13 protein-coding genes and 11 pseudogenes are annotated in these 24,501 nt (G+C 60.0%); 13 read left to right on the top strand and 11 right to left on the bottom strand.

What is annotated here, in order from left to right; genetic code table 11:
• Nucleotides 1–2: 2 nt before the first annotated feature.
• Together istA (NKH95_RS29760) and NKH95_RS29755 are read right to left on the bottom strand one after the other, a co-directional pair.
• Nucleotides 3–1,106, bottom strand: coding sequence for an IS21 family transposase (istA, locus tag NKH95_RS29760; RefSeq protein ID WP_352894136.1), 1,104 nt, complete (start codon nt 1,104–1,106; stop codon nt 3–5).
• Between the two features lie 642 nt (nt 1,107–1,748).
• Nucleotides 1,749–2,083, bottom strand: a pseudogene (locus tag NKH95_RS29755) (transposase); the annotation flags it as partial.
• A 463-nt stretch (nt 2,084–2,546) separates the two neighbouring features.
• Between NKH95_RS29755 and NKH95_RS29750 the strand changes: the two are divergent.
• From NKH95_RS29750 to NKH95_RS29725, 6 genes are read left to right on the top strand one after another with little or no spacing between them, the layout of a single operon-like run.
• Nucleotides 2,547–4,139, top strand: a complete 1,593-nt coding sequence (locus NKH95_RS29750) for an ABC transporter substrate-binding protein (RefSeq protein WP_352894131.1) — start codon at nt 2,547–2,549, stop codon at nt 4,137–4,139.
• Between the two features lie 6 nt (nt 4,140–4,145).
• On the top strand, nt 4,146–5,087 hold the full coding sequence (locus NKH95_RS29745) for an ABC transporter permease (protein WP_352894129.1): 942 nt from the start codon (nt 4,146–4,148) through the stop codon (nt 5,085–5,087).
• A gap of 1 nt (nt 5,088) precedes the next feature.
• Entirely contained in the window at nt 5,089–5,970 is an 882-nt protein-coding gene (locus tag NKH95_RS29740) for an ABC transporter permease (protein ID WP_352894127.1), read from the top strand.
• A 1-nt stretch (nt 5,971) separates the two neighbouring features.
• Nucleotides 5,972–6,979 (top strand): ABC transporter ATP-binding protein, encoded by a 1,008-nt coding sequence (locus tag NKH95_RS29735; protein WP_352894126.1) that lies wholly within the window; start codon nt 5,972–5,974, stop codon nt 6,977–6,979.
• On the top strand, nt 6,976–8,031 hold the full coding sequence (locus NKH95_RS29730) for an ABC transporter ATP-binding protein (protein WP_352894124.1): 1,056 nt from the start codon (nt 6,976–6,978) through the stop codon (nt 8,029–8,031). The genes NKH95_RS29735 and NKH95_RS29730 overlap by 4 nt, the downstream gene beginning before the upstream one ends.
• Nucleotides 8,032–8,038: 7 nt before the next feature.
• Nucleotides 8,039–9,439 (top strand): CapA family protein, encoded by a 1,401-nt coding sequence (locus tag NKH95_RS29725; RefSeq protein WP_352894123.1) that lies wholly within the window; start codon nt 8,039–8,041, stop codon nt 9,437–9,439.
• Between the two features lie 316 nt (nt 9,440–9,755).
• On the opposite strand, the gene NKH95_RS29720 is transcribed toward NKH95_RS29725, so the two are convergent.
• Nucleotides 9,756–9,989: a hypothetical protein gene (locus tag NKH95_RS29720; RefSeq protein WP_352894164.1), complete on the bottom strand. Its 234-nt coding sequence runs from the start codon at nt 9,987–9,989 to the stop codon at nt 9,756–9,758.
• Here NKH95_RS29720 and NKH95_RS29715 point away from each other — a divergent pair.
• A pseudogene (locus NKH95_RS29715) lies at nt 9,897–10,181 on the top strand (transposase); the annotation flags it as partial. The gene NKH95_RS29720 and the pseudogene NKH95_RS29715 overlap by 93 nt on opposite strands.
• 254 nt (nt 10,182–10,435) lie before the next feature.
• On the opposite strand, the gene NKH95_RS29710 reads toward NKH95_RS29715, so the two are convergent.
• Nucleotides 10,436–11,440, bottom strand: coding sequence for an IS110 family RNA-guided transposase (locus NKH95_RS29710; protein ID WP_352894122.1), 1,005 nt, complete (start codon nt 11,438–11,440; stop codon nt 10,436–10,438).
• Nucleotides 11,441–11,505: 65 nt separating this feature from the next.
• On the opposite strand from NKH95_RS29710, the pseudogene NKH95_RS29705 reads away from it, so the two are divergent.
• Nucleotides 11,506–11,736, top strand: a pseudogene (locus tag NKH95_RS29705) (IS3 family transposase); the annotation flags it as partial.
• Nucleotides 11,737–11,832: 96 nt separating this feature from the next.
• A pseudogene (locus NKH95_RS29700) lies at nt 11,833–12,255 on the top strand (helix-turn-helix domain-containing protein); the annotation flags it as partial.
• 17 nt (nt 12,256–12,272) lie between these two features.
• Here the strand turns inward: NKH95_RS29700 and NKH95_RS29695 are convergent.
• Nucleotides 12,273–12,650: pseudogene (locus tag NKH95_RS29695) on the bottom strand (ATP-binding protein); the annotation flags it as partial.
• Nucleotides 12,651–12,688: 38 nt separating this feature from the next.
• Nucleotides 12,689–14,185, bottom strand: a pseudogene (gene istA, locus NKH95_RS29690) (IS21 family transposase).
• A gap of 160 nt (nt 14,186–14,345) precedes the next feature.
• On the opposite strand from istA (NKH95_RS29690), the pseudogene NKH95_RS29685 reads away from it, so the two are divergent.
• A pseudogene (locus tag NKH95_RS29685) lies at nt 14,346–15,872 on the top strand (ISL3 family transposase).
• Between the two features lie 342 nt (nt 15,873–16,214).
• On the top strand, nt 16,215–16,805 hold the full coding sequence (locus tag NKH95_RS29680; RefSeq protein WP_352894120.1) for a GNAT family N-acetyltransferase: 591 nt from the start codon (nt 16,215–16,217) through the stop codon (nt 16,803–16,805).
• A 1,340-nt stretch (nt 16,806–18,145) separates the two neighbouring features.
• Here NKH95_RS29680 and NKH95_RS29675 read toward each other — a convergent pair.
• Nucleotides 18,146–19,084, bottom strand: a pseudogene (locus tag NKH95_RS29675) (IS110 family transposase).
• Nucleotides 19,085–19,087: 3 nt separating this feature from the next.
• On the bottom strand, nt 19,088–19,441 hold the full coding sequence (locus NKH95_RS29670; RefSeq protein ID WP_352894162.1) for a transposase: 354 nt from the start codon (nt 19,439–19,441) through the stop codon (nt 19,088–19,090).
• Between the two features lie 11 nt (nt 19,442–19,452).
• Between NKH95_RS29670 and NKH95_RS29665 the strand changes: the two genes are divergently transcribed.
• Complete coding sequence (locus tag NKH95_RS29665) at nt 19,453–19,698, top strand: hypothetical protein (RefSeq protein WP_352894119.1); 246 nt, start codon at nt 19,453–19,455, stop codon at nt 19,696–19,698.
• A gap of 592 nt (nt 19,699–20,290) precedes the next feature.
• Here NKH95_RS29665 and NKH95_RS29655 read toward each other — a convergent pair.
• Both NKH95_RS29655 and NKH95_RS29650 read right to left on the bottom strand, forming a co-directional pair.
• Nucleotides 20,291–21,583, bottom strand: coding sequence for an ATP-grasp domain-containing protein (locus tag NKH95_RS29655; RefSeq protein ID WP_352894118.1), 1,293 nt, complete (start codon nt 21,581–21,583; stop codon nt 20,291–20,293).
• A 531-nt stretch (nt 21,584–22,114) separates the two neighbouring features.
• Nucleotides 22,115–22,368: pseudogene (locus NKH95_RS29650) on the bottom strand (transposase); the annotation flags it as partial.
• Nucleotides 22,369–22,443: 75 nt separating this feature from the next.
• Between NKH95_RS29650 and NKH95_RS29645 the strand changes: the two are divergent.
• Nucleotides 22,444–23,469, top strand: a pseudogene (locus NKH95_RS29645) (IS110 family RNA-guided transposase).
• Nucleotides 23,470–23,724: 255 nt separating this feature from the next.
• Here the strand turns inward: NKH95_RS29645 and NKH95_RS29640 are convergent.
• Nucleotides 23,725–24,420 (bottom strand): annotated as a pseudogene (locus tag NKH95_RS29640) (IS630 family transposase); the annotation flags it as partial.
• Nucleotides 24,421–24,501: the final 81 nt, after the last annotated feature.

Below are 24,501 nucleotides of genomic sequence, written 5' to 3'. Positions count from 1 at the left end.
CCTTAATGAAAGTAGCCGGGGCCACGAAGATTGGCGTGCTCGCCGACGGCGGCAGGTTCGGCGGTGTGCCTGGACGCCTTGTGGGTTTTGATGAGAGCGGTGATGCTTTTGCAGTTCAGGCCACCGATCTCGAGCGCGCGGGCTGACACGGCTTCCGCCTGCGCCGTGTCGATCGCCTGGTAGAGCTTGAGAATGCCGAGGCATGTTCTAAAGCCCTGTTCCGGATGCGGCCGGCTGGCAAGGATGGCGATCACGAGCCCCTCGGTCTGTGGACCGATCGAGCGGGCCCAGCACCGGAAGCGCTCGGGCGACCATTCCGCGTAGCGGCGGTGCGAACTGGGCATGTGGTCCGGATCGGTTCCGAAACGGGCCCCACCATAGCGACGCTGATGGACAGCGACGCGTTTGCCCTTGAAGAAGACCTCGATCGTTCGGCTCGTTGCCCGGACATCCACCTGCTCTCGGATGAGGCCGTGTGGCACGGAGTAGAAATAGCGCTCGAACTCGACATGATAGTCGGTCGATACACGAGCCAGCCGCCACTCGGCGAACTCGTATTCCTCGGCCGGCAGCGTGGCGAGCGCTGGTCGTTCCATCGTCTCGAACAGGTCGCGACGGCATTGGCCCAGTTGGCGCATGACGTGGGTGTTGATCCGCTCGACAGCCTCCCGGATAGCGGCATTGGCTTCGTCCAGGGAAAAAAACGTGTGGTTACGCAGCCGGCCGAGAATGCAGCTCTGCGCGAAACGGACGCCGCTTTCGACCTTGGCTTTATCCTTCGGCCGTTTCGGTCGCGCCGGCAGAACGCCGACGCCGCAGTGCGACGCCATCCTGCCGAAGCTGCGGTTGATGTCGGGGTCGTAGAAGCTCGACCGATTCACGCCGGACTTCAGATTGTCGGGAACAATCAGGCGTGGGACGCCGTCAAAAAAGCGGAACATGCGCACATGCGAGCCAATCCAGTCCGGCAAGGTCTGGCTCCAGGTCGCCTCGGCGAAGCTGTAGCTCGACGCGCCGAGCACGCCGAGAAAGATCTCGGCCTCGCGGATCTCGCCGGTCTTGCGGTCTACGATCGGCAGCTTCTTGCCGGAATAGTCGACGAACACCTTGTCGCCAGCGACACTGCACCTGGCGCATCGTCGGCGTCAGCCGCCGCTCGAAGCCTCTAAAGAGATCACAGAACCTGCTGTAAGCGTAACCGTCAGGATGAACGGCCCGATACTCCTCCCACAGGATCGACAGCGTCACGCCCGGCTTCTTCAGCTCGACCGCCAGCGCGCCCCAGTCGGGCTCGGCGCGCCGGCGCAGTCCTTGTTTGACGCCCTGTCGGAGAAGAGCCGATGTTCGAGAACATCGTCGGTCAGCTCCGCTGGTAACGGCCAGGAAAGACCGGCGGCGGTCGCTCTCTCTATGTTGTCCTGCACCGTGCTGCGGGCAATTCCAAGCATGGTGCAATGTCACGAAGGCTTATGCCGTCCGCGCTTAGCCGTAGCAATTGTCTCAATTGTCTCATAGTCAGCTTTCTTCTCTTCGGTATGCACCTCTCCTCTACCGTCGAGGGAATGCATGCGCAGGTTGCTGACCCAAAGGCACTATCTAGGCTTTAAAACTGTCCGGTATTTAATCGGAATCGCGTCCGGTTAATTCTCGGAATCGCGTCCGGTTTTTGACCGGAACGGTGTCCGGTTAATCGTCGGAATTTGCACTCAATTTCCGTACTGATTATTTCGCTTGGAATGACATCAGCTGGGCGCGTTGCCGTGACGACAATCGCGCAGGCGGAAGGTTACGCTGGACTCGTCGGCGCTGACAGGCGACTGTTGGCGATGGCGACCGGGGGGTATAGCGGCCGAGATAGGCGAGGACCTGCTCGGGCGAGCCGAACGGCTTGGCATAGACGATCCAGTTCTTGCGACGAGCTGCCGGATCGCGGCCGTGAAGGCATGGGTCTGACCGAGCCCGTCGAGTGTGCCGGAGAAGCGCAGTCGCCCAGCCGCATAGGCCGCCTGGAGCCGCTCGAGGAACAAGCCGCGCGGGAGAGGACATGGATGGGCAGGAAGGCCGGCCGGCAGCTGAGCCTGCGTTTTCCGCTGCAGCCGGCCACCGGTGCAATACAATACAGACCGAGCGGTCCCCCGTGCCGTATTCGGCCTTGTGCCGTCCTGCGTCCATCTCAAAACCAGATGACCTCAATACATACACTGAATTTGACGCAAGCCCTTCGGCAATTGAAAATCGACCAACCTAAAAAGCAAAGCAATTGGAAAGTGGAGGAGAAGATGGGCTTAGTTCGTGAACCGCAGGCGCATCAATGTTGGCCAGTTGCCGTCGGGACTCATGAGCCGCACTCCGCCCGGGCTCGGCGCGATCCTTGCATAAGGCCTGAACGTTGACACTGTGGTGACAGGGAAAGGTGACATTGAAGCTAATGTGACGCCGGTCCACGCCGTGCGCTGAGGATCCGATCGACGACCTCGAACTGAAAGCCGCTCCATAAGATAGGCGCGGATCGTTTGCGCCACAAACTAAAAAAGGGGAATTGAAGCATGACAATCTCTCGACGCGAAATAATCAAGATGGGTTTGGCCGCCGGAACGGTCTTATCGATCCCTTCTGTCCTGCGAGCACAGACAACGCCAACTGCAGCGCGAACGGTCCGGATGGTGATGGGTGACCTCAGTGTGTTCGACCCGGTCGTTACGACCGCAACTATCACCGCCAACCATGGCTTGGCGGTTTACGACACGCTGTTTGCCCTTGATTCCAAGTTGACGCCGCAGCCGCAAATGGTAGGGAAATGGGGCGTTTCCGACGACAAGAGGACCTATACGTTCGAGCTCCGGGATGGCTTGGGGTGGCACGACGGCACCCCCGTCACTGCGGCGGACTGTGTCGCCTCGATTCGTCGTTGGGGCCAGGTCGGCGGACAGCTGATCATGGAGCGAGCCAGGGATATCTCGAAGAAGGATGACAAGACCTTCACGATTTCGCTCAAGGAGCCGCTGGGGATGCTGACCGACATCCTGGCGAAAGTGTCTACGCCGTGCCTGTACATCATGCGCGAGAAGGATGCGAGTCGCCCTGCGACAGAACAGGTGACTGCGAATATCGGATCGGGGCCGTTTAGGTTCAATGAATCTCTCGCCAAGCCGGGCGCGAGCTTCACCTATGATCGGAATGAGAAATATGTACCGCGCAGCGAGTCGTCCGACGGATTGGCCGGCGGGAAGGTCGTGAACGTCGATCGCGTCATCTGGGACAATATTTTCGATCAGCAGACTGCTTTTGCGGCCTTGCAGTCGGGGGAGGTCGATTTCGTCTCAGGGCCACCTGCCGATCTTTACTCGGCGATCGAGAGCGATCCCAACCTTGCACTGCAGGTTCTGAACAACTCGGGCAGTGTATTTTTCATGCGCATGAACTGTCTGCAAAAGCCATTCGACAACGTCAAGGCGCGCCAAGCGATGCTCCACCTGATCGATCAGGAGGCATTCATGCGTACCAGTTTCCTCCCAGAATATATCAGCACCGTCACTTCGATATTTGGAAACCATACGCCCTATTCCAACGACGAAAATACCGGTTGGTTCAAGAAGGGTGGCGACCCGGAAAAAGCCAAGCAGCTCTTCAAGGAGGCCGGATACGCCGGCGAGAAGGTCGTCATTCTCCAATCCACGGATTGGGCGGAGGCCAGCAATGCCTCGCAGCTTCTGGCGGCTACGCTGCGAAAGATTGGGGTCAATGCCGAGCTTGCGCCGAGCGACTGGGGCGGGCTTGTCGCGCGCCGAGCAAACAACGGCCCTGTTGAGAACGGCGGCTGGAGCATATTCATCACGAGCGAGTCCGACTATGAACGCAGCGATCCGGTTGGTAATCCCACTCTAAACGCGACAGGCGAGAAGGGTTGGTATGGCTGGCCGAAGAGCGATGAATATGAGGCTCTTCGCGCCAAATGGCCGGGTATCGAAACGCTTGAAGAGCGCAAGGCACTGGCCCGCAAGATGCAACAAGAATATTGGAATTTCGTGGGCACCGTTCTGCTGGGTGAAGCTGTCTCGCCAATCGCGCGCCGCAAGACGCTCACTGGCCTTATCGGCATGCCGTCCCTCATGCCGATGTGGAACATGCAGAAGGCCTGAGGCGCAATGACCGCCTACATCATTCGCAGGTCGATCTCGGCCATCGGCGTCATGGCGATGGTTGGGATCTTCGTGTTCCTGCTGCTGAGGCTGGCGCCCGGCGACCCGGCGGCCATGATCGCCGGCAGGTCGGCCACGGAAGAGATGATCGCAGGCATCCGCGAGCAGCTGGGACTGAACGATCCCCTGCCGGTTCAGTTCATACGTTGGGTGCGCGACATGCTCGGTGGAGATTTCGGCACCTCGATCTTTGCCGGACGACCGGTTCTCGACCTCATGTTGCAGCGGCTTGAGCCGACCCTCTCCCTGTCGATCCTGACGATGATCCTTTCGGTGACGGTCGGGGTCTCCTTCGGCATCCTTGCCGCATGGCGATCTGGCGGTCTCTTCGACCGCCTCCTTACGGCCTTTTCGGCATTTGGCTATTCAGTCCCGGTCTTTGTCATCGGCTATTTCTTCATATACTTTTTCGCTATCAGGACACACTGGCTACCGGTGCAGGGATATGCGCCGATCGATGGTGGCCCCGGACCATGGTTCGTGCACCTGGTCCTGCCCACCGTGGCTCTTAGTCTTGCCTACATTGCATTCATCGCCCGGGTAACGCGGGCGAGCATGCTCGAGGTGTTGTCGGAAGACTATATGCGAACGGCCGCTGCCAAGGGCGCTTCGTCCTATGCCATGCTTTTTCACCATGCCTTGAAGAATGCCGGCGTCCCGATCCTCACCGTTATCGGCATAAGCTTCGCCTATCTGGTCGGCGGGGTCGTCCTCACGGAAACGGTGTTCAACATACCCGGGATCGGTCGCTTGGTCGTGGATGCGATCAACAACCGCGACTACCCCATCATTCAGAGCGTACTCATCCTGACTTCGGGTCTGTATGTCCTTATCAATCTCGCGGTCGATCTGGCCTATACGCTGATCGACCCCCGCATCCGGTACTGATATGTCCCTCCTCTCCGCACCACTCGAAGCCGCGCTGATCGGTCGGCCGCGACTTTCTGACCTTCCCCGTCTGGCAAGGCGGCATCCGCTGGTCATTGCAGGCGGAGGGCTGTTGGCGCTCCTGATCATATTGGCGATCGTTGCCCCGCTCTACGCCGGCGATCCGGTGAACATGGATCCGTTCAGGCGCCTCCAGCCGCCTTCCGCCGAGATGTGGTTCGGGAGCGACAATCTGGGCCGGGACGTGTTCGCCCGAACGATCTTCGGCGCCCGCATTTCTCTCATGGTCGGATTGATGTCGGCGGCATGCGCGGCTCTTGCCGGGGTTCTGATCGGTGTCATCGCCGGCTACAGCCGCAGCTTCGACAACGTGGTCATGCGGGTCATGGACGGCCTGATGTCGATCCCGACAATTCTGCTCGCGATCGCGCTTATTTCTCTAACCGGCCCCGGGATCGGCATTCTCATCGTCGCCATCGCGCTCCCCGAGACGCCAGCCGTCGCGCGGCTGGTTCGTTCGGTGGTTCTGGGAGTTCGCGAGCGTCCCTATGTGGAGGCCGCGCTCTGCGGCGGCGCGCGCCTGCCCAAGGTGCTGTGGCGGCATATCCTGCCTAGCACCATTCCGCCGCTCATGATCCAGGGCGCTACTGTCTGCGCCAGCGCGATCCTGACGGAGGCGGGGTTGAGTTTCCTCGGCGTGGGCGTGCCGCCCGAGATTCCGAGCTGGGGCAACATGATCGCCAGTTCGCGCCTGTATCTCGCCATCGCTCCATTGACGATCTTCGCCCCCGGTATCTGCCTTGCCGTGACGGTCCTTGCCGTCAACCTGCTCGGGGACGGTCTGCGCGACCTGTTTGATCCCCGCGCGAAGCGGAGGCGCTAGCATGCAGATGCATCAAACCGCAGGGGGCGACGTGCTGCTCGATGTGCGAGACCTCGAGACGCACTTTTACGGCGAAGAGAGCGTCACTCGCGCGCTCAGCGGCATCAGTTTTCAGGTGAAGAAAGGCGAGACGCTCGGTGTCGTCGGCGAGTCCGGATGCGGGAAGAGTGTCACCGCTCTCTCCATCCTTCGCCTGCTGCCGAAGCTGGGCGCCAGGACTGTCGGCGGCCAGGTCTGCTTTCACGGCCGCGACCTCCTTGAGCTGTCCGATCGGGAGATGCGAAAGATCCGCGGCGACCAGATCGCCATGATCTTCCAGGAGCCGATGACGAGCCTGAACCCGGTCTATACGGTCGGCCATCAGATTGCCGAGGCGGTGCAGATCCACACAAATGCGTCCCGCTCGGTGGCCATGGCAAAGGCCGAAGAGATGCTCCGTCTCGTCCGCATCGCGGACCCCGAGCGTCGCGTCAACAACTATCCTCACGAATTGTCGGGCGGCATGCGCCAGCGCGCGATGATCGCCATGGCCCTGGCCTGTTCGCCGGAACTGTTGATCGCCGACGAGCCGACGACTGCACTTGACGTTACTATCCAGGCGCAGATCCTGCGGCTCATCATCGATCTGAAAGAGCGCACGGGAACGGCCGTCATGTTCATCACGCATGACCTGGGCGTTGTCGCCGAGACATGCCAACGCGTGATCGTGATGTATGCTGGCCGGATCGTAGAGCAAGCGACTGTAATTGATCTTTTCGCGCGTCCCGCGCACCCCTACACCCAGGGCCTCATGCGATCGGTGCCGGATCCGCGGCGCGGCCGTCAGCGCCGCCTTCCAGAAATTCCCGGCATCGTGCCAAGTCTGCGCGAGCCCGTTGTCGGGTGCAGCTTTGCTCCTCGCTGCCCGTTCGCTATCGATATTTGCCGCGAGAAGACGCCCGCCCTGCGTGATGTCGGGTCGAGCCATGCCGCGGCCTGCTGGCGCGCCGACGAGGTGATGGGCGCATGAACGGTCCTCTGCTGAAAGTCGAGAATCTCACCAAGCATTATCGGCTGGGTGCAGGGTTCCTGAGGAAGACCATTCCGGTGATCCGCGCGGTGGAGGATGTATCCTTTTCCGTTGAGGCCGGCGAGACGCTTTGCATCGTCGGTGAATCCGGCTGCGGCAAGTCGACTATCGCGCGGCTCTTGATGCGGCTCGTTGAGCCGACGGGTGGACGCGTGCTGATCGACGGGACCGATATTGCCGGTCTCAGGAAGGACGCGCTTCACGCGTGGCGCCGTCGGATGCAGATGGTCTTTCAGGATCCCTACTCGTCGCTGAACCCGCGCCTTACGGCCGGTCAAATTATCATGGAGCCTGTCGAGAACTTTGAGCGTCTCAGCCGTAAGCAGCGCAACGCACTTGCCGCTGACCTTCTCCGAAAAGTCGGAATGTCGCCCGAAATGATGCACAGGCTGCCGTCCGAATTGTCGGGCGGTCAGCGCCAGCGGCTCGGCATTGCACGCGCCCTGTCGCTCAACCCCTCCCTCATCATCGCCGACGAAGCGGTGTCAGCCCTTGACGTCTCCGTGCAGGCTCAGATCCTGAATCTGCTTCTGGATCTCCAGCAGCAGATGGCCATCGCCTTCGTCTTCATCTCACATGACCTCGGGGTCGTGGAGCATATCGCGCATCGCGTTGCGGTCATGTATTTGGGGCGGATCGTGGAACTCGCGCCTTGCGAGGCGCTCTTCGCGAACCCGGTCCATCCCTACACAGAGGCGCTGATCGCGGCAGCTCCGGTGCCAGATCCCACGCGGATTCGGTTGGAGGCGCCCGTAGAGGGCGAGGTGCCGAGCCCCATCAATCCGCCGGCTGGATGCGCGTTCCACCCGCGCTGCCCGCTCGCGGTCGAACGCTGCCGCAACGAGCTACCGCCTTTGGTACCGATGCCCGACGGGCGCGTCGTGGCCTGTCATGTCCGCGCTCCGGCCATAGAACTCCGAGGCCAGCCTGCTGCGGAGGCTAATTCCCAGGTTGCGACCGTTTCGGCGATTAGTAAGCAGGCAACCTATTGAGGAAGCGATGGAAGAAATTTCACACGATAACGGTTCTCATCCGGCTCGGCGGGCTGATGGTTACGATACGGTCGGTTCGATCGAAACCAACGTTGCAGACGGCTTCACGATGGTCGCAGTTGGGGACCTCATCGTGGCCCGGCCGCTGATGAAAGGCCGGCACCCCGGCTTCGACGCTGTTACCGAGATCCTTCGCAAGGGCGATGCAACGTTCGGCAACATGGAGACGCTAATCTTCGATATCCGGTCGTTCAAGGGAAGCCCACAGGCCGAGCATGGCGGTGCGTATCACATCAGTCTTCCAGATGTCGGACCCGATCTGAAGGCGATGGGTTTCAACATCATGGGGCGTGCAAATAACCATACACTTGACTGGGGCCTGGAAGGGATGCGCGAGACCGGCCGTATCCTCGATGAAAGCCGAGTCATCCATGCAGGTGCGGGTGAGAGCCTTTCAGAAGCCGGCGCCGCCCGCTTTCTGGAGACGGCACGCGGTCGGGTAGCGCTAGTGTCATTTGCTACGTCCTTCACGCCGATGTCCCGGGCGGGCGATCCCGCCGGCGAGGCGCCGGGCAGGCCGGGGCTCTATGCTCTTCGTTTGGCAGAAAGCATCGTAGTGCCGCCGATGATGCTCGAAAATCTGCGTCAAGTGCGGGATTCGCTGCCCAACACAAGTCCCGACTATACGGACCTGAACCGGGTTGGGCTCGCTGGAGTAACGTTCAAATCGGGCGAGAAGGCCGGCTACAGCTACGAACCCGACGCGGGCGATGTCGCTGATATATTGCGAAACGTTCGCCGGGGGAAGCAATTTTCCGACTTCTGCATCGTCACGAACCATTGTCACGAGCCCGGAAACTGGAGCCAGGAACCGGCGGATTACGAGCAATCCTTTGCGCGTAAGATGATCGACGCGGGAGCCGATGCATATGTCGGACACGGGCCGCACCAGTTGCGAGGCATTGAGATCTACAAGGGCCGGCCGATCCTCTATAGCCTCGGGAATTTCTTTTACGACGACCTGCGGACGCCCGTGGGTGCTGATATGTTCGCCCTCTACGGCAAGGATCCGCGAACCGACACGGATGCCGAGGTGACGGTCGACGAAGAGACGAAAGGATACCCTAAGGCAGACGGCTTTGTGGGCGCGCTCGCCGCACCGATCTATTATGAGAGCATCATCACAGTCAGCCGATTTGAGGAAAATCATCTAGCTGAATTGCGGCTATATCCAGTTGAGCTCGGCTACGCGGAGAGATTTGCCAATCGTGGCATCCCGCAGTTGGCTACCGGGTCGCAAGCTAAGGCCATTCTGGAACGCCTACAGAAGCTCTCAGAGCCGTTTGGGACTGAAATCGCACTTGAGAACGACGTCGGAGTGATAAAGCTGCCCGACGGATCACGATGAAGACGGCAAAGCCCGGAAGTTGCGATGCGCATTGAATTAGTCGCGTCGCGACCTCCCGTATGCCAACGTTTCATGAACCGAAAATGCTTAGCGCAGGTTATCGCATCTCTGCGCCAAACTGCGCGGAACATTGTGCCGATAGTCTCGCAAACTCCACATCAATCAAAGCAGAACAATGAGCGAAGTACCACAACTTACGTTCGATCTCGACACGCCTGGCATGAGCACGGGGCATCTTGATGTCCCAAGGGCGCCGACTGCGACGCTCTTTCGCTTCCGGTCATCAGCCTCAATAAAGGGAAAGGACCGCGTCTACTCATCCCTGGCGGATGTTCATGGCGATGAATTGGAAGGGCCAATTGTCGCGTGACGGCTTACTGAGTGGCTGCCAGTGACGTTGCCCCTTTTGCTTAATTCCGGTTTGAAGTTCGCTCTGGCCCAACGCGAGGACCAGAGAATGAAGCGCAGCCGTTTCAGTGAAGAGCAGATCATCGGGATTTTGAAGGAGCACGAGGCCGGAGTTTCGGTGGCCGATCTGTGCCGCAAGCATGGGTCAGCGACGCCAGCATCTACAAATGGAAGGCGAAGTATGGCGGCATGGACGTGTCGGAAGCGAAGCGGCTGAAGACGCTGGAGGATGAGAACGCTCGTCTGAAGCCGGCTCCTGGCGGACGCCATGCTCGACAATGCCGCTTTGAAAGATCTTCTCGGAAAAAATGTATGGTCCGCCCCGTCTTCGCGACATCGCCGATGACGATTCCAGTTGCATAAATGTATCCGGCCTCTCGCGAGTGGGCTGCTGTTGCAGCCAGGCCATGATGAGATCCGCGCACGCCGTTCCCAATAAATGGTTCGGGCACGAAGCCCGTTTTCTTGCACAGGGCTTACGGCATGCTGATGCACTGTTTCGTCATCACTATTCCCGAGCCTTGCAATCGAGCCGGAAGCGTCAGGCGAATGCAGGATCCCTGCGTTCGTAGAGCGCTCCCGGCTTGGTCAGAACAACCCGACAATACGTGCCATCTTGGCGGCGAGTGCGACAACGGCCTTGTTCGGATGCATTCGGCTCTGCAGCCCATCGAGCCAGCTTCCAAGGCGATCCCGGGTTCGATCCAGATGTCTGAAGCAGGATCGCGCGCCATGAACGAGGAGCTTGCGGACGTAGCGGTTCCCGCGCTTGCTGATGCCGAGGAGCTTCTGCTTGCCCCCGGCCGAGTGTTCCCGCGGGACAAGGCCCAGCCATGCAGCCAGATCGCGGGCCTTCTGGAACTGGCGTCCGTTGCCGACGGCCGCAAGAAGGGCGGCGGCGCCCAGTGCTCCGATGCCGGGGATCGTCATGAGCCGGCGGGCAACATCTTCTCGTTCTGCAATCCCAGCGATCTCCCTCGTCACGTCGTCGATGCGCTGCTCCAGCCGGCGTAGGTCGGCGAACAGATCCGTGAGCAGTTTGCGCATCGCCGGCGAGAGGTCGTTCGACACGTCGTCCAGAACCAGTGGCAGGTCGAGTTTGAACAGGCCCGCTCCCTGTCTCAATGCAATGCCGTATTCCAGGCAGAATGCCCGCATCTGATTGATCAGACGCGTTCGCGTGCCGATCATCTGGTCGCGCACCCGATGCAGCGCCTGGAGGTCAGCCTGTTCCTCGCTCTTGGTTGCTGCGAACCGCATCGTCGGCCGAGTGGCAGCTTCGGCGATGGCCTCGGCATCGATAATGTCGCTCTTGTTCGACTTCACGTAGGGCTTCACGAACTGCGCTGGGATCAGGCGAACCTTGTGCCCCAGAGCATGCAGTCTCCTGGCGATCCATTGTGATCCTGCGCACGATTCCATCCCCACGATCGCCGGCGCTGCTCGTTCAAAGAATTGCAGCAGCGTGTCGCGTCGGAAGCGAGCTCGCTGGATGGGCTCGCCAACGCCATCTAGGCCGACGACGTGGAAGATGTTCTTGCCGATATCGACTCCATAGACTGCCGCAGGGCGCGGCGCATTGCGTGGGGACATTGCAACCTCCTTTGGTGTAACTGCCCAGATGATGCTGCGTGAGGACGGGGCGGACCATCCCATTAATGCTGACGCCCGCTGCCCAGCGAGAGGCTGTCGCGCATCTTCGAACGGCATTCGAGATGGGCGAGCGGCGGGCGTGCAAGACCATCGGCTGCTGCCGGATGACGGTTCGCCACAAGGCGAGCCGTGGCGACGATGGTGACCTGCGGGAGCGGATGAAGGTGATCGCGCATGAGCGCCGGCGCTTCGGCTATCGCCGCCTGCACGTGCTGCTGCGGCGGGAAGGTTATGTCACGCCGGACAGAGACGTATCCGCGACCAACCCCAGGCACATACTGGGCGGATTCAAACGGTCGTCGCAACACCTGAAGGAGGAAAGTTGCGATGGCATTCAAAAGCGACGATCACATCAGTCGGGACGAGCGGCATTGTCGTCACTGGGACGGCCGCCGGTTGCCGGGCGAATTGAGCTTCAGCGGTTCTGGTCGGGTATTGCGAAGGGATTGACCAGCGAGGATGCTGCGTTGGCTGCGGGTATGTCGCAGCCTGTCGGAACCAGATCGTTCCGTGAGGCGGGCGGCATGCCACCAGAGATGTTCAGGTCTTCCGCCATACCGCTTTCCGGGCGGTATCTCTCGTTTGCGGAGCGCGAAGAGATTGCACTTCTTCGCGTCCAGGGCGTTTCGAGGCGGGAGATCGGGCGCCGTCTTGGTCGATCGGCATCGACGATCTCGCGAGAGTTACTGCGCACCGCCGCAACGCGCAGCGGTGGCCTGGAGTATCGGGCGACGACAGCCCAATGGCACGCCGAGCGGCGCGCGACCTGCAGCTTCTGAACGAGATCGGTGGTTCGGGTGAACAGCACGCGCCAGCCGTTCTCAATGAGGGCGAGCCCAATAGCTGCAGCGAGATGCGACTTTCCGCCGCCAGGCGGGTCAAACAACAGGATATTGGCACCCTTTGCGAGCCAGCTGTCGCCGGCGTCATGGCCATGACCTGCGCCCGCAGGCGAAGCTGTCGAGTGTCTTTCCAGGCGGCAGATGCGCTTCGGCCAGGTGTCGTTCGATCCGGCGCGATCGCGCTCGGCCAACTCATGCTCGGCAATGGCCGACAGGAACCGGGCGGCGGGCCATCCCTCTCGATCGGCCTGTTCGGCAAATTGCGGCCACAGGGTCTTGATCGTCGGGAATCTGAGTTCGTTGAGCATGATGCCGAGGCGGGCTTCGTCGATGATGTGGGCGTCCTTCATGCGACGTCTCCCGCATAGGCCGTGCCGATCAGGGCTTCATAGCCGTTGAGGGAAGCAAGCTGCACCGAGACGGTCGGCAGCCGCGCGGGATCCGGACCAAAGAGTGTTCGCAAGACAGCGATATCGGGCAGGTCGCCGGCGTCGAGGGTCGGCGAGTTGCTCGGCAAGTTCGCGCTCGCAACTCCGCTCGTGGGCAAGCGCCAGCAGTTCGATCATGATCTTGCAGGCCTGCTTATCGGGAAGCTGCTCGACGAGCGCATCGAAGGCCCTGCGGTATTCCTGCCGCGGGAAGAGCTTGTCGCGATAGACAAGATGGAGGAGCGCCATCGGCTTCCTGCGCAGGGAATGGATGACATGGTGGTAGTTGACGACCTGATCGTGCCTTCCATCCGCATGTCCGCGGCCTCTGGGAAGCGTCATCAGACGTGTTCCTCCGACAAAGATGTCGAGGCGATCGTCGAACAGCCGGACGCGAAGCCGGTGTCCGATCAGGCGGGAGGGAACGGTGTAGAAGACCTTGCGCAAGGTGAAGCCGCCGGTCCGCGACACGGTCACGACCACCTCCTCGAAGTCGCTGGTCCGCCGATCGGGGAGTTCCTGCAGATGAGGGCGCTCGGCATCAATGCGCTTGCCATGATTGGCGTTGTGCCGGCTGACGATCTCGTCGATGAAGGCGCGGTACGTGCCGAGATCGTCGAAGTCCCTCCTGCCGCGCATCAGAAGGGCGTCACGGATGGCGCCCTTGGGATGGCCATGCGCGCTTTCGATCGCTCCGTTCTCGTGGGCGACGCCCTTGTTGTTGCGGGTCGGCGTCATGCGATAATGGGCGCAGAGCTCCTCGTAGCGATGCGTGAGATCCTCCTTCGCATCGGCGCTGAGATTGCGGAAAGCCGCCGACAGGCTGTCGCTGCGGTGATAGAGCGGCGCTCCGCCAAGTGACCAGAGCGCGTTCTGCAGTCCTTCGGCCAGGGCCACGAAGCTTTCGCCCCGAGAATGACATGGGTGTGTTCGAAGCCCGACCAGGCGAGCCGGAAGTGGTAGAGCAGATGATCGAGCGGCTGGCCCGAGATCGACACGCCCAGGCTGCTCATGTCGGTAAAATCCGACAGACCGAGCCGGCCGGGTTCGTGAAGCTGACGGAAGATAACCTCCTGCTCTTCGCCATGGATGGCGCGCCATCACCGAATGCGCCGCTCCATGGTCCGGCGAATGCCCTCGCTCAGGTCTGGGTGCCGCCGCAGTATCTCCTGGTAAATCGCAACGGCACGAATGCCAGGCGCCGCCTTCAAAAGCGGAACGATATGCTCAAGCGGATCGGGGCGACGGCGCTCACGGGGCTGCTTCTTTTGCGAGGGAAGCCGGGGATGGTGCTCGATACGATAGGCTGTCGCCCTGCTGATCGACGCCTTGGCGGCGGCGGCCTCGATGGAATTGTTCTGTCGGTACTTCATAAAAAGCCTCGTCTGATGATCGGTTACATGGCGACCCGGCACAAAGGTGATCTCCATTCGGAAAACCACGAAGCTACCGGGCCGACCGCGATCACAGACGCTGAAAAATGACGCCGCGGCGGGGGTGTAACTCCGGTCGGGCTACGCCCTCCCTACGTCACACCCCCGCCGCAGAGTCTCATCCTGATTGACGCCGAATCTCATCCTGATCGCCGCGCCGCATTCGACCCTCGTCCCTCGCGGCTTTGTCGTTGATGATGTTGCCAGTGAGGCCAAGGCGACTTTCATCACAGTCCGTCCTTTGAGCATGGCGAGTGCTGTCCGGGCTGCGGAACGAGATCGGAGCGGATCCACAGCCGGTATCAGCGGCGCTTGGCAGATCTGCCGTTGGCTGGAAAGCCTGTTCGGCTGGTCGTTCTGGTGCGCCGGTTCCACTGCGAAGCGGTTCTGTGCGGCCGGCGAATCTTCGCCGAGCGTTTTGACGAGGACGTCATGGCGCCATTGGCGCGGCGAACCGCTCGCCTCGACGATATCGTCCATCATCTTGGGCTTGTTCTGGGCGGGCGCCCGGCAGCGGGCTTCGCCCAGAGACTGATGCTGCCAGTGAGCAACGACACCCTGCTGCGCGTTGTGCGGCGGCGCGGTAGCCCGCGCTTCGTTCCACCAGCCGCATCGGGATCGACGACTGGGCGTGGCGACGCAACCAGCGCTATGGAACCCTCATCTGCGATCTGGAGCGGCGCAAGACCATCGCATTGCTGCCTGACCGGGAACCAGCGACGGCTCGGGCCTGGCTATCAGACCAGCCTCAGATCGCATCATCGCCCGCGACCCTGGCGGTGGCTACGCAATGGCCGCAGCCAAGGCTCTGCCGAAGGCGATTCAGGTGGCCGACCGTTGGCTTTTTGGAGAACGCCAGTCGCGCCTTCCTCGACGCCGTGCGCAAATCCATGCGCCAGATTCGGTCCGCGATCGGCGCAGCGACGATCAATCCCGACCTGCTCACCGCTGCTGAGCGGATCCAATATGAGGGATATCTTCGCCGTGAAGACACCAACGCCGCTATTCTCGGCCTAGCCAAGACCGGGGTGACGATCAAGGAGATCGTTCGCCGGACCAGGTACAGCCGCGGTCTGGTCCGTGGCGTGATGCGCGGTCAACGCTCAGATATCTTCCGTGTCCGCGAGAGCTCGCTCGAACTGCACCTGCCATGACTCGACGCCCAGTGGTCGGCCGGACGGCGGAACGGCGCCGAGCTATGGCGACGGCTCAAAGGCCAAGGGTTCCATGGTAGTCTTCGGGTTGTTACCGAGTGGGCCACGCGCCGTCGGAAGGCGGAAAAGGTCGATGGCGCGCCTTGAGCCGGGCGCCTTCGGCGCGGACCATAGCGCGGCTGATGACCATCGGTCGCGACAACCTCTCCAAGTCCGAAACCATCCTTGTCGCGGCGATTGAGGGCGGCGTGCCCCAGTTGGTCGACGCCCGAGCAATCATCGTCGCCTTCCAGGCCATGATCCGCAAGAAGTCTCTCGTCGATCTTGAACCATGGCTGGAGCAAGCTCGATCGGGCCTGGTCGCCGCCTTCGCCAACGGCATCGTCAAGGACCGGGCGGCTGTGAGCGCGGCGATCACATCGCCCTGGTCCAATGGCCAAACTGAGGGGCAGATCACCAAACTCAAGCTCGTGAAACGCCAAATGTACGGCCGAGGAAAACTCAACCTACTCTAGGCGCGCCTCATCGGCGCTGCGTAGGCTCCATCACCACCAAAAGTGCGTCAGAGCCCAATTTTGACCCCCCTTTTGTGTAGCGCGTCGGTCAGCGCTCGCTGGGCGCAGATGGTCAGGGTTGCGCAGCCCGGGCGAGCGCGGATGGACCGGTCGAGATGGTTGGGCTGATCAGGCGCGGTTCTTGGTGCAATGGCCGCGCCTCTCAGCGAAATTAAAGAACCTTTAGCACGCCGGAAACAAGATTATGGGAGATTTCTTAAAACTTTAACCCAAGGACCGCGTATTCTGTGAGATCGTAGCCCCACATTTGTTGTAGGTGCCGCTCAGAAAAGGAATCTGCTCATGCACATCCTGGAAACGCCGCGCCTGATCCTAAGGCCGCCGTCTCATGGCGACGAGCTTCTTCTACATGGACTTCATAGCGACCCATTCGTGGTGAACGCCATCAGGGATGGAGTCTATCCGACGATAGAGCAGTCAAAAGCTGCACTGCTTCAGTTCATCAATCATTGGCAGCACAATCGTTTCGGCTTTTGGATGGTGTTCGTCAAGGATGAAGGCCAAGCCAGAAAATTCGCTGGCTATTGTGGATTGAAGTGCAGCGGCCCGTATCTGCCCGAAGGTCCGAATAACGTGGAAATCGTAACCTGCCTCCACCTTGCGGCCTCGGGGAAGGGGATCGCGGTCGAGGCCGGCAGGGCAGTAGTGCAATTTGCTTTCGATCGTTTAAAGCTAAAGAAAGTGACTGGATTCATTCGCCCAACAAACAAGCGTTCGCTTCGAAAAAATCAGAAGATCGGATTTTTCTATGTCGAGGACAGAATTTACGATAACACGACGAGGATGGTTTTTGAGGTTACTCCAGAGACGGCTGTAAAAATCGAGAGTTTACTTGTTGTAGATTACGCAGAACCACAAGTTACAAGTCGGTAGTGCTGTGTACTGATCGGTTTCAGCTTACTACTAGAAGAATTTGCCACAATTGTTGACGCCGGCACGCCCGAGGGCAAGCCGTTGCGCAGAACAGATGAGTTGGGATTTGGTGGTTCCGATGCACCATATGGTCTTCGACCGAGGCCCGATGGGGACGGGATTATCGACATGCCTCAAATTCGATGCTGGATTGAGAACCTGGCTCTCTGGAAACCGAGATCTGCTTCAGCCGTAATAGTGGAGGAAGCATCTCGAAGAAAGTAGAGCAAGTATTTTGGCGCAGTCGCTCGATCGTATCGGCAATTCAAGAGAACTGTTTGCACAAAAACATAAATTACTTTCGGTCGTCACATGCTAGAGAAGATATTCCCCGCAGGATTATCTCTTGCTAATGTCATGCGAATGCATAAAGTCAAGGAGACGATTTATGACAGGCGTGTTTCGTCGGCTTCCCAGACGTAAACTTCTGATCGTGTGCAGGGGTGACGGCATGTACATCACTGACATGGACGGAAAGCGGTATCTGGACAGGTTTGCTGGTGGCGCCTGCGTATCGGTCATGACGCCAAATCGGCAGACTCGCGTATTTTCACGCCATGTTCACGTCCAAGTCGCTTGAAGAACTCGGCAGAGAACTTTTAGCTTTCGCCGATTCCTGCCGAAGAGCGGACTGTCGCCTCTCGGCCCAGATCATGACGTTGGGTGCTTCGTTGCCATGCGCCCCGAAGTTGTGCGACCGAGCCGGGCGGCATCGGCTCGAATGACACCATGGTGGAGCGTTCTACGTCTCAATCGGGTCAATGAAGGAACCCGCTCGCGCGGGAGGGCGCGAGTTTCGAGGCTGGCGCGTAGACGGCGGCGTTGGTGAGGCTGCGAATGATTAGGGGTGACGGAAGGTGATCCGCTCCCGAGCATGAAGGGTCAACCTTCTGCTTGAGAGGAGCATCCGATGATCACCGATCCCTTTGCATCCGTCCAGCAGCGCGCTGCGCGAGCGCATGATCGAAGACATGAACGTGAGTGGCTTCACCGAGGACGCGCGCCGAGACTACATCCGCTTCTCTATTCGGCGAGTTGAGGTCAAGCGCTTTCGAGCTTTCCGCTTTGCCAGCATCTGACGTCTTTCGCGGGTCTTGCTTCTCTTCGGGATCGGCGCCTCGGCCCTCCCAGTATGGGGAATCCGCAGAACGAGGTGGAACAATCTGCGTGTCGTCCTGATCGCGGCGTGTGCGACCGGTACTAACTGATGTACGAACTCACCTCATTCATCGTCCCGCGAAGGACATCTTTCCACTGGCAAGTGGAACTCTGTTGTCTCCTTCTTCTCTTAACGGACCAAGTTAGACTGCGTCCGGCATGATTTCCTTCCTGGTCAAGCGGAACTGTGTGCCATCACTCCACATGCGATGCATGATCACCGCCAGCCGACGTGCGAGCGCGACGATGGCCCTCTGCCGGCCACGCCGCTTGGCGATGTTCATCGCCCAGGCCTTCATCCAGGACCACTTCGTCACGCGCGTCAGCATGACCTGCGCGGCTTCGTAGAGCAGCGTTCGCATCATATCGTCACCGCATAGCGAGATGCGGCCGACACCGCGGCTTTCGCCCGACTCATTGAGCACCGGCGTCAAGCCCAAAACTGGCCCGACCGCTTTCGAGTTGCGGAAGCGGGCCAGAATGTCGATGGCCAGCGCCACGACCGGGCCCACGCCCGGGATCGTCGTCAGCCGGCGGCAAACCTCATCATCCCGGACGATCGCCAGAAGCTTGCGGTGAAGGGTGGCAATGTGCTGCCGCAGCTTGCCGGGAGCGTCGAGAAGCGGTTCGATGATCTCGGCGCAGCACGCGAATGTCGTTCTCAATGGCAATCGCCTTTTCTTGTAGCAGCTTCCGCGCGGTCAGAAGCGCCCGGCGCTTCTGACTCATCAATGTCTTTCACATGCACTGGGCGGAACAGATTGACCCGCATCATCTGCGCAATCCCGCGCGCATCAATTCGATCGGATTTGTTCACCTGTGCTTTAGGAACGCCTTGGTGTGGCGGGTTTCGATGCAGACCACCGGTAATCCGACTTCCGCCAACCCGCTGAACAGCCGTTGCGACAGCGACCCGGCTTGAAGCCCGACGCGTTCAAGCCGCCAGGCGGGATCTTTGAGCACCCGCGCAAGATCATCCGGATAGCTGGGGACTTTCATCTCGCGGCAACCGTGCCTGTTTCGTCCACAATGCAAACCGCCGTCTCTTTCACCGAGATGTCCAATCCTGCATCACAGTACACGACTCAGGCTCGTTTTGAGACCGTACTCGCTCTTCGGGGAGCTTTATCGAGCCATGCTTGGGCAGCTGCTTTTGGGCTGTTGAGTATCCAGTTCCTCAGCGCGTCGAGACCGATACGGAACCACGACTTCTCCCGTCTTCCGTGGCTTTTGCGCGGTCTGGCCTTCATGCCCATGGTCTGGGTGGCGCATCGATAGGCCCATGTGATTGCGAGCATGACGACGACGATGAGGCTTGCGAGCTTCTCAGGGTTGGTGATGTGAGTATCCTCGAGATTGAGGCCCCGTGTCTTGGTATCGCCGAACAGGCATTCGATCCCCCATCTCTTTCGATAGTCGTTGAGGGCTTGCTTTGGAATCGGGGCGATTGGTGGCCACGATCAGCCATTCGCCATTGCCAAGGCGTTTGGCGGCAAGACGAAGAGGCTCGCGCGTGGTGCTTGCCGTGCCGTTGATGTGCCCGACGAGGGTTGCGCATCGGGCCCGCCTGCGCCGCAAGAGCGTGGCGAGCGACCATGCGCGAGCTGATGCGCCATTATCTAGCCTGTTTCCCGCCGCCTCCATCCGCTGCCTGCTCGCCGACCGCGAGGTTTTGATCGGAACGGTGTCCGGTTAATCGTCGGAATTTGCAATCTGCTGGAGCAGAACATCGATATCCGCGTCATCCAGGTCCTGCTCGGGCACGCCAAGCTCGACGCCACCGCGCTCCATGCGACAGCATGGCGTGGCGATCCTCGGCGGCCGCCCCGGAGATACCGCCCCCGATGGCTGTCTAGGTCTAGTCGATGGCCCGGCCGAGAAGCTGGGGGATGAGCAACTGGAGGATTACCGCTACGAGTGTCGAGCCGATAGTAAAGGCGGCCACGGGTGCCGCAAATTCATGGCGTAATGCGTGGCAGCGTGCTCAAGCCCCGGCCCCAGCCCCAACCCCAGCGGGGCCGCTTCCACGTGCGCGCGCGAGCTTCGAGGCTGCCTCGCGCACCCCAATAGCTTCACTGCTTACGGGAATATGTTCCAGACTCAAATTTGGGCTTTTGAGACAAGTCGGGCGACTCGCCGGCACGGCTGGGGACGCAATGAACCCGTTACCGCGGTGCTTCGAGAGTATGGAGGTGCCCAGAAACGAAGATAAGTGTCATCTGACCTGCAACTCCCCTGCTCTCGAGTGCGCCAATGTTTGGCGACGATCAGCTGTTGCTTGGCGACGATCAGCTGTTGCGTAGCGTCACCACCGCTGGTGCGGGGGGAGGGGCTTCAGATTGTTCCTGTTCGCCGGGGGTCGGAAAAGGTGTGATCGACCAACTAACTAAGTCGACGGCTCGCTCAAGTATCGCCGCGATCGGAGCACGGTTAAGTGAAGCAGCGACGACATGCCCAATGCGGTCTCGATAATCACCTTTTCTGACGATCGGCGTCTTGGATTTAGCATACAATTCCACCTCGACGACACCCGGTAAGGCAGCCGCCTGACTGTCGCCACTGATCCAATCTAGGGTGCCATCGCGATCTGCGATTAGGAACCGCGCGCCCGCAGTTTGCGAATGCCTTTTGCGCAAATCCCATGCCTCGCCGACGACAAGCTTGATGTGCTCGGTGACGAGATCGACACCGTAAGCCAGCTGAACCAGCTGAGGATTGGCCCCACCCGCAATACGCGGATTGACTTCAATGACGACTGGCCCACGCTTCGTCCACCGGAATTCAACGAAGGATGGCCCCCATCCAAGGCCGAGAGCTTGCAAACAGCTCAGTGAAACATCGGCGATGCGTCTATACTCCTCATCAGTCAGCGGGGCTGGATGGGTGTACTCACGAAAGATGAAATGCGGTGGGGGGCCGAATTCAGCGGCCTCAATCCCAATGACTTCATTTCCCATTATGTCAGCGCTATAGTGTGGGCCTTGTGCGAATTCTTCGACCAATATCCGCAGCGAAGACCGCCAGATGTGCCTCCCGCTCAACAGATAGGTCGCATGTTCGGCTAAGTCATCGACGTTGCGGCACAATCGGACTCCAATGCTGCCGCTGCCTAGGACTGGCTTAAGAACCACCGGCAGGCCGATCTGCGCGGCAGCGCTTTCAACCTCCGCTGCATTCGCTGCCAAACGATAAGCAGGCATTGGAACGCCCGCCTCCGCCAGGATCTGACGTTGAGTAAATTTGTTGCAGCATCGTTCAATCGATGCGGGGTTCGGTCCCGGTAGACCGAAATACCGGCAGAGCTCGCCAACTGTCGCATAGATCAACTCGTCATCGCCCGCAAAGCCAGTAATGCCAGCAATGTCATACGTCGCACGTAGCCGCGAACATTCGCGGATCAGCGCATCGAGATTGTCCGTATCTACACGGATTGCCTCACTCCCTTCCGCCGCAAGGTACTCGTACCGAGCTGGATCAGCTGACAGCGTAATTGGATGAACACCAAGGCGCTGGGCTGCTTTCACGTATAGCAGACCAATACGACTATGGCCTTCAACCAGGATGAGCGCTCTTCTTGCCATTGGCTGTGGACTCTCCGTTGCGTGCTGTTCGGTGGTCTGAGCGTAAACAGGAGTCGGCTTCTTATTCCTAGCTAACCTCAGACCCTTTCGGTGAAGGTATCATTGTCAGCGATTTGCGGTTGCAAAGATTCTGTAAAGCTATTTGAACGATCTGTTGCCATGTTGTGGTACCCGCGCGAGTCCTCTCTGATACGTGAGATATGCCGCGAATGCCTCGACAATCTGCTTGTGCTCCGTGCGCTCGGCTGGAAGGGCGGCTGGAGCAATGGGCAAAACATCATACCTTACGTTCGACCTCGACGAACCGGGCATAAGCAAGGGGTATCTTGCGGTCAGGCAGTGACAGCGAAGCTCTTTCGCTTCCGGTCATCAGCCTCAATAGAGGGAAGGGACCGCGTCTACTCATCCCTGGCGGATGTTCATGGCGATGAATTGGAAGGGCCAATTGTCGCGTGACGGCTTACTGAGTGGCTGCCAGAAGCGCAAACCTGTCGAACGGTCATCATCCTACTAGACTAGAGCGGGATGAATTTAGGTTGGGGCATAGCCGGCCTCAGTGAAGTAATTTCTGCATTCAGTTGAAGTGACGGTGCCGAGAATTTGGCCGATGGCGTCACAGACGGTCTCAACTGTTCGGCTTGCGGCCTGCGCAGCCAATGCTTGAGCGTGGCGAAGAGCTTCTCGATGGGGTTCAGGTCGGGCGAGTATTTGGGCAGCAAGAACAGTCTGGCGCCGGCCGAGCGGATGGCGCGGCGCACGGCCTTGCCCTTATGCGAGCCGAGATTGATGGGGTGGACGCCCCCTGGCGGCATCCGCTGTGCCAAAGTGGTGTCGTTGATCATCACTTGAAGGAGGCGTCCATGTTGGAAGTTAACATAATCGGGTTGGATCTAGCGAATAACGTTTTTCAGGCGCACGGTGCGGATCCATCGGGAGCGCCCTGTTCCGCAAGAAATTGCGTCGTGATCAGGTGCTTCGGTTCCTCGCCGAGTAGCCGACTTGCACGGTTGCGATGGAGGCCTGCGCCAGCAGCCATTACTGGGCGCGGGAGATTTCAGGGCTTGGGCATAGCGTCCGGCTGATCGCGCCGGGCTACGTCAAACCTTTCGTGAAGCGGCAGAAGAACGATGCGGCTGACGCGGAGGCGATCTGCGAAGCCGCACAGAGGCCGACCATGCGGTTCGTGGCGGTGAAGAGCGAAGAGCAGCAAGCTGCGGCCATTGTTTTTCGCGGCCGCGATCTCGTGGTGCGGCAGCGAACCCAAACCATCAATGCAATACGCGGCCATCTTGCCGAATTCGGGATGGTGGCCGCGCAAGGCCTCTTCCATTTGGCCAAGCTTCTGGCCGCGATAGAGGACAAGGGTTCCGCTGTTCCCGAAGTCGCCCGCTCGATCCTGCGCCTGCTCGTGGAGCAATTGCGCTCGTTGGACGAGAAGATGGCTTTGCTCGACCGCGAGATCGCCCGGCGCGCCAAGGAAGACACGGAAGCCAGGCGACTGATGACGATCCCCGGTATAGGGCCGATCACCGCGACAGCTCTCGCCGCGTTGGCTCCGTCGGCTCAGACCTTCAAGAGAGGGCGCGACTTCGCGGCCTGGCTTGGCCTTACGCCGCTGCAACGCTCCACGGGCGGAAAGCAGAAGCTCGGCGAGACGTCTCGGATGGGCGAGCGAACGCTACGCAGGCTGCGATTCATAGGGGCCAGCGCGGCCGTACCGCTGGGCAATGCGGAAGGGGAAATCTGCGGACCCATGGCTCATGCGCATCTTGGGCCGCAAGCCGCCCATGTTGGTGATCCTCGCGCTTGCCAACAAAACTGCACGCATCGTCTGGGCACTGAAGGCGAAAGGCGGAACTTATCGGGCGCCAGCCGTGGCGGGTTAGTTCCGCTCGGCCAGAAGGCCTCGAAAGTGTGAGAAGGTCAAACCGAGAGTATGGCGCAAGGGTCAACGAGACGGGATCGGGAAAACCAGATCATGGATACGTGCGTTGAGCACGCGAGATTGAATTGGACCCGCTCCGCGAACTCCCATACGGGCCCGCGGCATGTCGAACGTCGCATCAGAGGCCGGACACATGTCAGCACCCGACCACGCTCCGATGTCTTTGTAGAAGATTCTTCTTGCATCGATGGGGGCGTCCACACATGTCCATGATGACGATGTCGCCGGGCTTGAGAATTGGGACAAGAACCTCATCGACATAGAGCGGAAGCGCTCGCCGTTGATCGGTCCGTCGATCAGCCATGGTGCTTCGACACGGTCGTGGCGCAGCGCTGCCAGAAAGGTCATGGTTTTCCAATGGCCATGCGGTACCTTGGCTTTGATCCTCTCGCCGCGTGGCGCACATCCCCTGAGCGGGGCCATGTTGGTTTTGGTCCAGGTCTCGTCGATGAACACCAGACGAGAAGCATCGATGCGATCCTGATACTTTGCCCACTGTGTCCGCCGGCGTGCTACATCCGGGCCATCCTGCTCGGCCGCGATCAGCGTCTTTTTTTGTGGCTGAGCTTCTCGGCGTGGACGAACTCCCACACCGAACGGTACTCGACCTTCAGACCGCGATCGCCAGGTTCGGCCACAAGCGTAGCGTGAAGTCCGCAGCCCGGCAGCGCAGCAGCAGCCACTCCCGATGCTTTCCGGCAATCTTCTTCGGTCTGTGCCCACCCACCTTGCCGGGCGCAAAACTGCTCGTCTCGCGCAACCGGCTTACCCATCTCATGACGGTACTGATCCCAACCTCAAAGCGTACTGCCGCCTGCCGCCGCGACAGGCCACCCTGCTCAACTGACGCAACAACCCGTTCGCGAAGATCCATCGAATAAGGCTTGCCCATCCATGCTGGCCTCCAGACCCAGCCAGCAGGTTGAATCAGATTTGCAAGCCTAAGGGAATCCCCGCCGATTCAGCCTCAATT

The organism is Mesorhizobium sp. M0848 (assembly GCF_040319805.1).
GTDB lineage: Bacteria > Pseudomonadota > Alphaproteobacteria > Rhizobiales > Rhizobiaceae > Mesorhizobium.
Note: the sequence above shows the minus strand (reverse complement) of the source record. Positions and strands in the feature narration are given on the sequence as shown.

Bases quoted from the DNA above. Each gene is read 5' to 3' on its own strand.
- NKH95_RS29750 (WP_352894131.1), top strand. From the start codon at position 2,547: ATGACAATCTCTCGACGCGAAATAATCAAGATGGGTTTGGCCGCCGGA.
- NKH95_RS29745 (WP_352894129.1), top strand. From the start codon at position 4,146: ATGACCGCCTACATCATTCGCAGGTCGATCTCGGCCATCGGCGTCATG.
- NKH95_RS29740 (WP_352894127.1), top strand. From the start codon at position 5,089: ATGTCCCTCCTCTCCGCACCACTCGAAGCCGCGCTGATCGGTCGGCCG.
- NKH95_RS29735 (WP_352894126.1), top strand. From the start codon at position 5,972: ATGCAGATGCATCAAACCGCAGGGGGCGACGTGCTGCTCGATGTGCGA.
- NKH95_RS29730 (WP_352894124.1), top strand. From the start codon at position 6,976: ATGAACGGTCCTCTGCTGAAAGTCGAGAATCTCACCAAGCATTATCGG.
- NKH95_RS29725 (WP_352894123.1), top strand. From the start codon at position 8,039: ATGGAAGAAATTTCACACGATAACGGTTCTCATCCGGCTCGGCGGGCT.
- NKH95_RS29720 (WP_352894164.1), bottom strand. From the start codon at position 9,989: ATGCTTGCGGCACAGATCGGCCACCGAAACTCCGGCCTCGTGCTCCTT.
- NKH95_RS29710 (WP_352894122.1), bottom strand. From the start codon at position 11,440: ATGTCCCCACGCAATGCGCCGCGCCCTGCGGCAGTCTATGGAGTCGAT.
- NKH95_RS29680 (WP_352894120.1), top strand. From the start codon at position 16,215: ATGCACATCCTGGAAACGCCGCGCCTGATCCTAAGGCCGCCGTCTCAT.
- NKH95_RS29655 (WP_352894118.1), bottom strand. From the start codon at position 21,583: ATGGCAAGAAGAGCGCTCATCCTGGTTGAAGGCCATAGTCGTATTGGT.